Here is a 12,222-nt window from a genome sequence, read left to right on the forward strand (position 1 = left end):
GTCAGGGGGGCCTGAGGATGACCATACGAAATGGAGTCGTGCGCACTGCTTGCCAGGTAATGGCGTTGACTGTGTTGCTGGGCCTGGGGGGCGCTTGCTCGGAGGCGGAGACAGATGAGCCCGTCACCGACTTGGGGCTCACGAACGCTGCGGCAGCCGTCCTGAGTGCTCCCGACAACCCGGACGTGGCCCTCCAGGCCTATCAAGGGGAGATCGCGCGGGTGCTCGAGCAGAGCAGCAATCCCGAAGAGATTTCCAGCATGCTGCACCTGTCACCCCTGGCAAAGCTGGATGCCCAGACGTCCGGAGCCTTCGCGGCGCTGGAACAGACCGTGGATGGCCGTGTTTATTCGACCGCCTTCGTCGCCAGCCGCGCGAAGGATGGCGTGATGGGGTTGTCCACCCCGCTGTGTACCGAGAATGTCGATCAGGCACGGACCGTCGTGTACTTCGTCAATGGTATTGGCAATAGCATCTTCCACGCACTTGCCAGCCTTCATGTGTTGGAGAAAAACACAAAAAGCCTCTTCGAGGGCTCCGTGGAATACAGGCTCTTCTACAATGCCAGTGGTTCCCGCAGTCCAGAGGCTGAATGCAGTTACTACGGCCTGGTGCTCAACGATCCACGGGTCACCAGTTCCATGCGGGCCCAGATCGAGGCGGCGGCAGCCCAACGCTGCAATGACGAGCGCCTTCGCGCCAAATTCGAGGACTTCGCGGAGGCTATCGTCCAGTGGCTTGATCCGGAGCTGTCACGGCCCGAGCCGCTCCTGGTTGGGAGATTGCAAGAGTTGGTCCTCTCTGACGTGCTGAGTGGCAAGAAGGTGCTGCTCGTCGCGCACTCACAGGGGAACTTCTACGTCAATGCGGCGCTGAGTGCCATGCCGTCAAATCCACCTGACGGAGAGGGGACTCCGGCGGATTCCGTGGGGGTCGTCGCCGTCGCCTCGCCGCTCCAATACCTCGCGACGCAGTCCACCTTTCAAGTGAGGCATGTTCAGTTGTTCGGTGACATCATCCATGCTGTACCGGGAGCGCCTGATTCGACGGTGGAGAATGAGAACTCCCAGGAGGTGCGGCGCCGCCTGCAGCAAGCCGGATTGACCGCGAGGTTCATCAGTGCGTTGGGCGCGAAGGGGTGGGTGAAAGCAGTGGCTACGATTGCCCTCTACCTGCCGGTGGTTCATGCTGCCTACGTCACGCACAACTTCACGGAAAGCTACCTGCAGTACCCTGCGTCACTGCTCAAGGTTCAGTCCGAGCTCCAAGACGTCAACAGCCGCCTCGGCAACAGTCGTGACACGCTCGGACAAGGCTTCTTCCAGGTAACCCTCACCTGGAATATTGCCGGCGACATCGATCTGCACCTCGTCGAGCCGAACCTCTCTCATGTATATTTCTTCGACAAGTATGGAGATGTTGGGGTGCTCGATCGGGACGACATCCAGGGGAGAGGACCTGAGAATTACTTCGTCTGCTCTCCAGGAAAGCTTGTCCCAGGCACGTATTCGGTGATGCTGAACAACTACAGCGGGACAGCGGGAACCGATGCCACCGTTCGCATCCGCGCAGGGTCCCAGTTCCGTACGTATATGCAGGTGATGGATGGCCCAAGTTACGGGGCGAATTTGATTGAGCTGGTGAAGGTGAAGTACGGAATCGACGGCTCCTTCTCCTTCTCGAGATAGCTGCAAGCGGAATGCGACCGACTCTCCCTGGGGAGGGGGGCGGGGAACGACGGTGAAGGGAGGTGGGCTCCACTCGCGGAGCCCAGGCGGGCCGTGGGCTGGCGGGAGACCCGGGCTGTGGCGGAACGCCACGGTCTCCCAGAATGCCGCACCCGCCTCTGTGGCGGAACGCCTCTGCGTGTCTGGGGGCCTCGTTCCTCCCCCTTCACCGTGCACGTGCGCTGCCCGCGGAGAATCGAAGGCCGTTCGTGCTCCCGAGGCTCGCGACAGACGCTGAGTTGCGCACACGGGGGTTCAACCCGGGGCGCGTGGCACCCTCACCCCGTCCCTCTCCCGGAGGGCGAGGGGATATTAGGGCCTCGGGTCTTCTGTTCTTCTGTTCTTCGGGTCTTCTGTTCTTCAGTCCGGCAGGTGCAGCCGGTGGTGGCGCAGGGGTTTTGCTACGTTCTTCACCGGCGTCTCCGTCAGCTCGCCGTAACGCAGCGATTGGATGACCGGGTCCTGGCTCCCCTCCAACGCCTGCTTCACCGGCTCCATCACCAGCATCTCGCGGAAGCCCGCCAGCGATTGCAGCCGCGCCGTCTGGTTCATCCCCGTCGAGAAGCCCGTGTAGTCCTGGTTCGGCCCGAAGAGTCCGCACAGCGTCGGCGCCAGGTTCAGTCCCACCGCCACTCCCAGCCCCGGCATCCCCACCCGCTCGCAGATGGTTCTCACCTCCGGGTCCGCGCTCATCGCCGCCGTCGTGCGCTGGATGTCGCACGCCGCCCTCACCAGCGCTTCCGCCCGCTCGCGACGGCTGTCCCGGAAGAACGGCGGGCCGAACAGGCCGATGATGCAGTCGCCCACCATCTTGTCGAACACGCCCCCGTGCCTCCACAGCAGCTCCACCATCCGCTCGCTCCACCGGTCCACGAAGCGGCCGATGCGCGCCGGGCTCTCCAATTGCTCGCACAGCCGTGTGAAGCCGTTCAGGTCCGCGAAGAGGATGCCCACCTCCTCATCCCGGCCCACCAGGTAGCGCGCCGCGTAGTCCGGCACTTGCAGCAGCTCGTCGATGGTGTCCGCTGGGAAGAACTTCGACAGGTGCGTGCGCTCCCGGTTGTAGTCCACCAGCCGCTGGCTCAGCGTCGAGGCCAGCACCCGCACCAGGTCCATCGTCTGGCTGGAGAAGCCCTCCTCGCCTGACCACAGCAGGATGCGGCCCAGTTGCTGGCTCTGCAGGTGGCCCGAGATGAGCACCGCCTCCATCACCCGCGGCTGCCCCAGTGCCTGCTTGAGCCGCTCCTCCCCCGGCCGTAGCAGCTCGGCCCCGTGCTCGCGCAGCACCGTGTCCAGCTCCGCCGAGGGTTTATCCCCCGAGTCGTACTCCAGGTGCCCGTGGCGGTAGGCGCGGTAGTGCAGCACCGAGTGCCGCACCGCATCTCGGTACACCAGCAGGAAGCCCGGCACTCGCACTCGCTGCGCCAGCGTCAGCACCACCTGGTCCATGCCCGCCTCGAAGACGGGATTGGCCAGCAGCTGGTTGAGCCGGAGAATCAGCTCCTGCTTCTCGCTTGCGCTGTGCACCAGCAGCAGCACCGTGTCGAGCTGCTCGGCCACGGTGTCCAGCATTCGCTCCAGGCGCTGCGCCTGCTCGGGCCGGGTGTGGTCTCCCACCAGGTACAGGCCGATGAGCCCCACCGTCTGGCCCATCACGTCCAGCGTCTGGCTCACCACCGTGCCGTCTCCCTCGCGCCGCGTGCCATGGGGACCGGTGAGCAGCGGGCCTGGGAAGACACCGCCGAAGTCCCCCGTGTGGAAGGTCTGCTCGGCCAGCTCCTCGTTGCGCGTGGTGACCGCGATGCCCTGCGCCCCCAGCTCCCGCAGCACCGCGGGCAATATCCGCTGGAAGGTCTGGGCCAGCGAGTACTGCTCCCGGATGCACTCCTCGATGAGCGAGTCCACCTCGCGGTTCAGCGCGTGCAGCATGCGAAGCTCCTCGAGCCCGGTTTCGGTGGACTCCGGCGTGGTCCGTGTCGCGGTCATCGGTGCCCCCTGTCTTCGTCCCGCGCTAGGCGGTGCCCTTGGGTTGCAGCAGCTCCGTGGAGAAGTAGCGCTCCATCCGGTCCGGGAAGAGCGTCACCACCTGCGCCTGCGGGCCCAGCTGCTTCGCCGCCTCCACCGCCGCCGCGTAGTTGAGCCCCGACGAGGGCCCCACGGGGAAGCCCCGGCGGATGAGCGCCTGCGCGGTGCGCATCGCCAGCTCGTCCGAGATGTTCAGCTCCACCAGCCCCGGCAGGTCCGCCTCGCGGTACAGCCGTGACAGGCCGTCCACCACGCCCGGCACCCGCGAGCTGAAGCTGCAGCACTCGAGGTCGGTGCCCAGCCCCGAGATGGGCTTCGCCACGAAGGGCGTCACCGGGCAGCCCGCCTCAGCGAAGGCCTGGTACAGCCCCACCACCGTGCCGCCCGTGCCCACCCCGCTCACCACCGCGTGCACCAGTCCGCCCGGCACCTGGGACAGAATCTCCTGCCCCGTCCACACCCGGTGCGCCTCCGCGTTGTCCGGGTTCTCGAACTGGCGGGGCGCGAAGGCCCCTCGCTCACGGGAGATTTCCTCCGCCCGGGCGATGGCTCCCCGGATGCCGGAGTCACGCGGCACCAGCTCCACATTGCCGCCATAGGCGCGGATGGTGAGCACACGCTCGCCCGTGACGCCCTCGGGCATCACCGCGGTGAACTTCAGGCCCATCTGTGCCGAGGCCAACGCCAGTGCGATGCTCGTCGAGCCGCTCGAGGCCTCCACCACCTCGCCGCCTGGGCACAGCTCACCCAGCCGCCACGCCTTCTCCAGCATGTAGCGCGCGATGCGGTCCTTCGTGGAGCCGCTCGGGTTGAGGAACTCCAGCTTGCACCAGATGGTGGGGCCCTCCGCCTCCAGGCGGACGGGGACCAGCGGGGTGGGGGCGATGGCCTGGAGGAAGCGGCCATCCGCGGGGAGCGGGCGACAGGGAGGACGTGAGGTCATGGCGGGTCCGGAAGTCCGCCTCACATATCGTGAAAGCCCCCGCTCCGGGAGTCTTCCTCCGGCATGACGCGCTGCTCCTCCGGCCGCCTCCCGGGCGAGGGGGCGGAAAAGCGGCGTCATCGGGGAGGTGGGCGTGGGACCCGGGCCACCTTCTTCGCGTGCGCGAGCGATTCCAGATGTTCCCGGCGCAGGGGCTTCTCCCGACGAAGCCGGCACACCCTTCGCTCCGCGTCCTCCAACAGGGCGAGGAGGACGCGATCCTTCTCCTGGCTCAACGCTGTGCCCTGCGCCTCACGCTCGACCCGAAGAGCCATCGATGATCTGGAGAATCTGCTCAAAGTGCGAGAGCCGATGTGTCGGATGCGCATTTTTGCGAGCATCGCCATCAAGGATGCTCGCAGCGTGGCGCTTCGTGATCGCTGGAGCCGAGATGATTTCGAGCCGCTCCTTGTACTCTAGCGAAACGTAGGTGCCGTATTCGGCCCAGCAGTCCACGGCGCCGACCTCCCGAGCAACTGCCACGTCCTTCTTGAGCGCGTCACCCACGACAAGCGTCTCCGTCGGAGAAACACCCATCTCCTCGCAAATGCGCCGCAACCCGAGCGGATTTGGTTTCTCGTAGTCCCGAGGCAGCTCCGTCACTTTGCATGCCGCCCGGTATTCGCCCTGCTGATCCTTCTGCTCAATGCGCCGAGAGATCTTCTTCTCCCCGTCATCGCTCTTCGGAAACTCGAATCCCGGCAGGCAGTAGATGGCGTCCAGATGCTGATCGAGTTTGAGCAGCTTCGCCCGGACTTGCACGGGATTGCGCGGCGCATCCGTAAGCGCCACCACGGGGATACCTCGCTGTTTCAGCTTTTCAAGCGTCTCGATGACGCCCGGGTATGGCTGGAGGTACTTCTTACGGGCATCCTGGAATGCGGTGGCGGCCGGCTCGATGATCAACTTGTCGAACGAACCGAACTCAGGGAATGCAGTGAAGATCTCCGACTCCTGGAGGACGAACGGATACTCGTTCGATTCGTACTTCGCGTAGACCTTTTTGAGCGCCTGCACGATTTTGATGCGGGGCCAGTCGGTCGACCGCTCCACTGAGCTGACCAGTGCCTCTACCGCCGGAACGATGTAGTCGATCCACGAATACAGCGTTCCGTCCATGTCCGTAACAACCAGCCGAATCATGAGGTGCGCTCCAGGCAAGACACAAAGGTGCCCGAGCGATCTACACCCTTGCTGAGGTGGACTGTCCACGAAGTTCTTGGACAGAGTCGCGCAGAGGAGAGAGGCGGCTTCCGGGCGCGAGTTCGCGCAACTGGTCCGATGGTCGGACCAGTTCGAGCCGCGTGCGACCGGAAGGTTCCTCGCATCCGAGTTTGTGGCCAGGGTGCGGAGTCCTCCGGTTCTGTACCTCCGGAGAGGCCAGCAACAGGCGTTCGTGCTCTCGCGAGGGGTTTGTCTACTGCGAGTGGACGGCGTGATGGGCGCACGTACTGCGTCCCCGGCCGGGGTGCTTGACCTGATACGTTGAGGTCTTCAGAGGTAGGCCCCGCGTGTCCGCACATCCACCGTCCCCAGTCCCGAGCATCCCGTCCCCTGTCGCGGCAATGGGAGCCCTGCGTCCGCCCGACATGTCCCCGCTACCGCCCGGCACCCGCATTGGCGGGGACGTGGTGGAAGGCGAGCTGGGCTCCGGCGGCTTCGCCACCGTGTACCTGGTGCGCAGCCCCGAGGGCCGCCTTTACGCCCTCAAGCTGTTGCCCCTGGATCAGGGCGAGGAGCGGGCCGAGCGCGCCTGGCGAGAGCTGTCGCTGGGCATGCGCCTGCGCCACCCCAATCTCGCGCGCCAGCTCGGCGGCGGCCAGTGGCCCGAGGACAACCCCCGCTTCCTCTGGCTGAAGCTGGAGCTGATTGAGGGCCTCACGCTGGAGGAGTGGGGCCTGGTGCCCGGGCGCACCGTGGCCGAGGTGGTGGAACGAACGTTGGAGCTGGCACGCGCGCTGGCGGTGATGCACGAGGCGGGTGTGGTGCACCGCGACGTGAAGGAAGCCAACGTGCTGGTGCGCGAGAGCGACGGGCAGGCGGTGCTGGTGGACTTCGGAGTGAGCTACCGCAAGGGAAGCCCCACCCTCACCAAGGGGATGTTTCCCCCGGGCACGCTGCCCTACCGCGCTCCAGAGGCCTGGGCCTATGCCCGCGCGCACGTGGGCGTGGCGGGCGCGCACTACCGGGCCGGGCCGGGGGATGACCTCTACGCGGTGGGCGTGGTGCTCTACTGCCTGCTGACGGGTCGCTTCCCCTTCCGTTTCACCGACGACGGCGGAGTGGACGTGGAGGCGGTGCTGAACCAGGCGCCGCTGTCGCCGCGCCTCGTCAACCCGCGCGTGCCACGAGAGGTGGAGGCGGTGTGCCTGCGGCTGCTGGCGAAGAAGCCCGAGGAGCGCTACCCGGGCGCAGTGGCGCTGTACGAGGCGCTGGAGGCGGTGAAGGCCGGGGCGGACGCGTCCTGGAAGTAGCCGCTGCACCCGGAGAGACGGCCCGCCGTGAAGCCGTGGGCACGGCGGGGCCGGGTACTTGCGGGAGTGGGCGTGGGGTTGGCCCTGGCGCTGGGGGCGTGGTGGCTCGGCTCCGGCCAGGAAGTAGCGCCCGTGAAGCCCGTACCGGAACCTGCGCGAGCCGTGGCCGCGCCTCCCGCACCGGAGGCGCCCCCTCCCGCGGCCGCCGCCCCGCCGGTGGCGCCCCGAAAGGACAGTGCCCCCGTGAAGACGAAGCAGCAGCAGACGCCTGGCCCTCAGCCTGAAGCAGCCCCCAAGGGCTGGGGACCCGCCGTGCGCAACGCGTGTGCCGGCCTCACCGGCTTCGCCCTCCAGGCCTGCATTGCTGGCCAGCAGCAGGTGCCGCCCTCGCCCCCCGCTCCGCCTCCCCAGGAGTGCCCCGCAGGGGCCTTGGAGACGATGACGCGAGTGCTCGAACTGCGCATCGGAGACAGGAAGAGCGTCGATTGGGGCGACGTGCGCGGCAGGTCCGTGCGCGTGTACGAGGACACCCCGGTCCGCGTGGCGGGGGACTGGGAGGCGGGGGCGGACTTCACGGGCAGGGGCTACAAGACCGCGCTGCCGGGCTACACCCGCATCTCCGGGCGGCTCTACGCCAGGGAAGGGCGGGTGTACGGCCGCCTCACCGCGGCGCGCACGCCCGACGGGGTGACGTACCCGGTGTGCATGGAGCTGATGGATACGGATAGCAACGTTGGCCTCGAGCTCCAGCCCGGCAGCGAGCCGGGGAAGATGATGGTCGACCCCGTCGTGCGTGTACGGGTGGTGGACCGTTTCAAATAGGGCGGCTCGAAGCCAGGACGGGCGCGCACCTGACACGACCGGGCAGGAGGTGTGGTAGAGGCCAACTTCCCCGGTCTTGTCCGCATTGCCTGGAGGTTCGCGCCTCATGTCCGTCCTGTCCTCCGCCGCCCTGGTGCGGCTCGTGCTGCTAGCCGTCCCCCTGGGTGCCTCCGCCTCGCCCCCGCCGCCTGACTGTGAGGCAGGTACGCGCCACTTCGAGGTGACGGCGGACACGCCCGGTAAGGCGCACGAGGTGTGCATCCACCCGGGGCTCACCACCAGCTTCCTCTTCGACACGAAGCTGGGGCGTGTGGAACTGGCCAGGCGGGAGTGGTTCCGGGTGCTGGCGGATGAAACGGGCCTCACGCTTGTTCCCACGGTGGCACTGGGAGACGGGGAGCGGGTGCCACTGACAGTCTCCTTTCAGGGCGGAGATGCCCCCGCGGGCGTCACCTTCACCCTGGTGGTGCACCCGTCCGAGGCCGCACGGCTGGTCGAGGTGACACGCCAGCCCCGCACGCTCGCCTCCTCCCGGGAAGGCGAGCAGCAGGCGCGGGCGGAGGCCCGGCAATGCCGGGAGGAGAAAGCGCGCCTGGAGTCGGCGTGTGCCGGGCGGACGGGTCTCCTGGGTCTGCTCGCCCAGGAACTGCTGGGCGAGGGGGGCATCGCCGATAAGAACATCACCAAGAGCGTCACCTCGCGCTCAGGCAACACGCTCCAATCCATCGAGGCCAGCAGCTACCGCACGGACACCGCGCACCTGGAGGGCGGACAGAGGGTGGTGCGGCTGGTCGTGAAGCAGGAGTTATGGAACCACGGGAGCACGCCCTGGACGCCCGCAGGTGCGGTGTTGGTGAGCCCCAAGGGGGTGGAGTGGAAGGCGCTCGACATGTGGACGCGGGAACCCATTCCCCCCGGGAAGTCGCAAGTCGTCGGGGTGGAGGTGGAGATGACGGAAGAGGCGGCGCGCGGCACTTTCACACTGAAGCTGTGGAGCCAGGACGGTAGCGCCGGGGAGCTCTTCGACGGCGTGACGTTCCCGTAGCTCGCGGGTGCCTGCTCTAGTTCAACACCCTCTCAGGGAGAGGAGGACGCGAGCCTTCTCCTGGCGGTGTGCCAGCCCGCGCTCTCGTTACGTACGCCGCACCAGCACACTTCTGGGCACGGTTTGTCATTCGCTCGCAAGGGCCAGTCTGGAACTCAGAAGTGCAGGCCGACGCCCGCGAACGGGCCGCCAATCTTGTCCCGGTGCACCACGCCGTCCAGGTAGCCCCGGTCATCCAGCAGCAGTCCGCGCCAACCCGCTCGCACCGTCAGAGCGCCCAGGTGCATCGCCAGGGCCGCCTGTCCATCCAGTTGCAGGTGTGGCAGCGGTACCCATTGCACGCGCCCCTCTACATCAAATGGTCCGAACAGGCACCGCTCGAACGACAGTGCCAGGCTCGGTCCGATGAAGGTGATGTCCGGCGCCCGCGCCATGGCTACGCCTGCCTCCCACCGCAGTCGGCCGCGCTCGCTCGCGTACGGGGCGAATGTCACGCTCGCGTCCGCCAGGTGGATGCGGTCCTGGCCCTCCGAGCCGTCATCCGTGTTCAGCATCAGCGTCGTGAAGCGCGTGGAGATGCCCCAACGCCGCTCCTCGAGGCCCAGGTTGAGCCCCACCGTTCTCCCTTCTTTCCTCAGGTAGCCCGCCTCTGCTCCCATGCGCACCATCATCACCCGATGGTTCGGCTCATCTGGCTCCTGCGCCGCCGGACGCGGGCGGTACCGACGGTGGTAGTACGGGACATAAGCCCCCGTGACGCTAATCCACCCAACCCCCGGCGTGAGAATGGGCCGTCGGGGGCGCGGGCCCTTGCCCCCACCGGAGTTGCCGCCGTTGCCTCCATTGTTCGGCGAGTCATCCGAGCCCCGGCCCACCGGCGTGGCATCGTGGACCCGGGTCCTCCCGCTGTTGCTGCCGTGCTCGTGGGAGCTCCACCCTCCCGAGCCTCGGCCGGAAGAGCTGGAGCCCGAGGATCGTGAGCCGCCGGAGCTGGACGAGCTGGAACCGGAGGCGCGTGAGCCACCCGACGAGGAAGAGCTGGAGCCGGAGGACTTGCCGAAGCGAGCCTCGGCCACGGTGGCGGTGAAGAAACATCCGGCCGCCATCGCGGCACACAATGTCTGCTTGGAGGTGGGCAGGGGAGGCCTCCTGGGAATGCGGTTCCGAGCCTGCCATCCAATCATCTTTCCGAGCCGTCGGGCCGCCACTCTCCATGCGGTGACTCATGCCAGACAGGAGGAGTGTCCATGTCAGGAACACCGCCGTGCCGAGTGTCGTCAGCCATACTGCGGCCCGGCGAGGAGGACGGCATGTCGAACCTGGTGATCGAACGCCTCACTGGCGAACCGTCAATCGAGGCCCCGGAGCCCGAGTACGACACGACCACCGCCGCGTACCTCCAGCGCTACTGCCATGAGTTGATGACTCCCCACGAACGTACGGCCCTGTCTGCGTGCAGGGTGAGGACCCTTCGGTTGAGGAACAGGGAGGGGTGATAGCCTCCACCCATGTTGTTCCTCGACCTGGAAGCCTACGCACCTCCCGATGACCGCACCGCGAGCTTGAGCTCGCTCGTCGTCAATCCCGGGCGGCCGGGACACCTGCTGCTGGGCGGCTGCTTCTTCAGCAAGCGCTTCGAGGACCCCGTCCCCGAGGCTCCAGAGGTGCAGGGGCTCTGGCTCTGGAACTTCGAGTCCGAGGCCGCCCTGCTCAAGGCCATCAAGGCGCGCTTCGAGGAGGAGTGGTGGCGGCAGCGCGAGGAGAAGGTGCGGGTGATGGGCAAGCCGGCGACGGACCTCGTCGTCTGCGGCGCGGGGATCGCCAAGTTCGACCTCCCGGCGCTCTACTGCCGCTCCCTCTTCAACGAGATCGCCAGCCCGGCTGAGTTGTTCGAGGTCTTCTTCAAGTCTCGGCCTATCGACCTCGCCAACGAGGCCAGCTTCCTGTTCCCCGGGGAGCCCATCCTGTATCCCAAGACGACTCGAGAGATGGCCCAGCGTCTGGGACTGCATGAGCGCAAGGGCTCCAGCAAGGGGGTCTGGGAGAGCTACGAGAGCCGCGACTACGGCGCCATCGAGCAGCGGACCGAGAACGAATTGCGGCTCGTGCTGGAGATCTACAAACGTCTCCAGCAGAAGATCGTCCGGGCCCCGCGGGCTACGTGACGGTGGAGGGCCGAACCTCCACGCTCGCGCCGGCTTGCCGCAGTTGGCTCGCCAGCTCCTCCGCTTTCCCGCGCAGCCGCCACTTACACGCCGCGATGGGCTCCGCGCCCTGCAGCGCGCACACCTCCTCGTAGGTCAGCGGCCGCTGGTCCCGGAGCAGGCGTTTCACGTCCTCCGGCTTGTCCCCCAGGGCCGTCAGCCAGACGTCGAACCGCTCCCGCTTCATCGGTGGCTGGCTCGGCCGGAGGAACGCGAGCGGGTCGGCGTCGGGCCAGGCCTCGAACACCTTCACCGCGAGATACAGGTTGTGACCGCGGGCGATCCGCTCCACAGCGGTGAAGCCGGCGGGGAGATCCTCGAACGCGGCGCCCATTCGTAGTACCGGCTCGCCGAAGCCGTGACCCGCCTTCCAGGCGGGGAGGACGTTCCAGTCGATTCCCGTCACCAGCGGTCCATCCTCCGCGTTCAGCTCGTCCACGAGCGCCGCGAGCAGCTTCTCGGTCTCCTCCTGGCCATGCTCGCCCTTCCAGAACTCGAAGATGCTCACGATGGGGTGGTGCGCGTGATCCAGCTCGGTCTCCACCCTCCCTCCGCGGGCGTAGATGAATTCGCCGATCGTTCGCGGCAGCGAGATGGTGAAGTCGTGGTGCACGAACACCTGGTGGCCAATGGCCCAGACGTCCGGCGCGGGCTTCCTCCCGGAGAAGGATGGCCAGTCGTCCCAGGCGCCGATGTTCTCACCCCCGGTGAGCCCGTGCTTCTGGATGAAGACGTCCAGCGGTGAGGGCCGCTCGTGCTCCTTCATCGCCGAGTACGCCGTCTCCCACCAGACACCATGGGCGTCGAGCACCTCCTTCAGCTCGGCCGCCGCCTGCGTTGCCAGCTCCTCCTTCTCGAACCGGCCCACGATGGTGTAGCTGCCGCTGTTGTTGCTCGCGAAGGCATTCCAGACGTGAATCTTCAAGGGTGGATCTCCTGCTCT

At 67.0% G+C, this 12,222-nt stretch carries 10 protein-coding genes; 5 read left to right on the forward strand and 5 right to left on the reverse strand.

All coding sequences use genetic code 11. The features are described from left to right. The first annotated feature begins 17 nt into the window (after positions 1–17). Entirely contained in the window at positions 18–1,688 is a 1,671-nt protein-coding gene (locus tag OV287_RS00245) for a YfaP family protein (RefSeq protein ID WP_267531920.1), read from the forward strand. Positions 1,689–2,087: 399 nt separating this feature from the next. On the opposite strand, the gene OV287_RS00250 is transcribed toward OV287_RS00245, so the two are convergent. The 3 genes from OV287_RS00250 to OV287_RS00260 all read right to left on the reverse strand — a co-directional run bounded on the left by OV287_RS00250 (position 2,088) and on the right by OV287_RS00260 (position 5,877). Next, positions 2,088–3,713: an adenylate/guanylate cyclase domain-containing protein gene (locus OV287_RS00250; RefSeq protein ID WP_267531921.1), complete on the reverse strand. Its 1,626-nt coding sequence runs from the start codon at positions 3,711–3,713 to the stop codon at positions 2,088–2,090. A 25-nt stretch (positions 3,714–3,738) separates the two neighbouring features. After that, on the reverse strand, positions 3,739–4,695 hold the full coding sequence (locus OV287_RS00255) for a PLP-dependent cysteine synthase family protein (protein WP_267531922.1): 957 nt from the start codon (positions 4,693–4,695) through the stop codon (positions 3,739–3,741). A gap of 291 nt (positions 4,696–4,986) precedes the next feature. Beyond that, entirely contained in the window at positions 4,987–5,877 is an 891-nt protein-coding gene (locus OV287_RS00260) for an HAD family hydrolase (protein WP_267531923.1), read from the reverse strand. A 446-nt stretch (positions 5,878–6,323) separates the two neighbouring features. Here OV287_RS00260 and OV287_RS00265 point away from each other — a divergent pair, with 446 nt between their 5' ends. From OV287_RS00265 to OV287_RS00275, 3 genes are all read left to right on the forward strand, one after another. After that, on the forward strand, positions 6,324–7,208 hold the full coding sequence (locus OV287_RS00265) for a serine/threonine-protein kinase (RefSeq protein WP_267531924.1): 885 nt from the start codon (positions 6,324–6,326) through the stop codon (positions 7,206–7,208). A gap of 27 nt (positions 7,209–7,235) precedes the next feature. Then, positions 7,236–8,030, forward strand: a complete 795-nt coding sequence (locus OV287_RS00270) for a hypothetical protein (RefSeq protein ID WP_267531925.1) — start codon at positions 7,236–7,238, stop codon at positions 8,028–8,030. 106 nt (positions 8,031–8,136) lie between these two features. Continuing rightward, entirely contained in the window at positions 8,137–9,075 is a 939-nt protein-coding gene (locus OV287_RS00275; RefSeq protein ID WP_267531926.1) for a DUF2381 family protein, read from the forward strand. A gap of 155 nt (positions 9,076–9,230) precedes the next feature. Here OV287_RS00275 and OV287_RS00280 read toward each other — a convergent pair whose 3' ends face one another. After that, on the reverse strand, positions 9,231–10,181 hold the full coding sequence (locus OV287_RS00280) for a porin family protein (protein WP_267531927.1): 951 nt from the start codon (positions 10,179–10,181) through the stop codon (positions 9,231–9,233). A 402-nt stretch (positions 10,182–10,583) separates the two neighbouring features. Here OV287_RS00280 and OV287_RS00285 point away from each other — a divergent pair, with 402 nt between their 5' ends. Continuing rightward, on the forward strand, positions 10,584–11,240 hold the full coding sequence (locus OV287_RS00285) for a hypothetical protein (RefSeq protein WP_267531928.1): 657 nt from the start codon (positions 10,584–10,586) through the stop codon (positions 11,238–11,240). Here the strand turns inward: OV287_RS00285 and OV287_RS00290 are convergent. Beyond that, on the reverse strand, positions 11,233–12,204 hold the full coding sequence (locus OV287_RS00290; RefSeq protein ID WP_267531929.1) for a hypothetical protein: 972 nt from the start codon (positions 12,202–12,204) through the stop codon (positions 11,233–11,235). The genes OV287_RS00285 and OV287_RS00290 overlap by 8 nt on opposite strands. Positions 12,205–12,222 lie beyond the last annotated feature (18 nt).

It is taken from the genome of Archangium lansingense (assembly GCF_026626635.1).
GTDB lineage: Bacteria > Myxococcota > Myxococcia > Myxococcales > Myxococcaceae > Archangium > Archangium lansingense.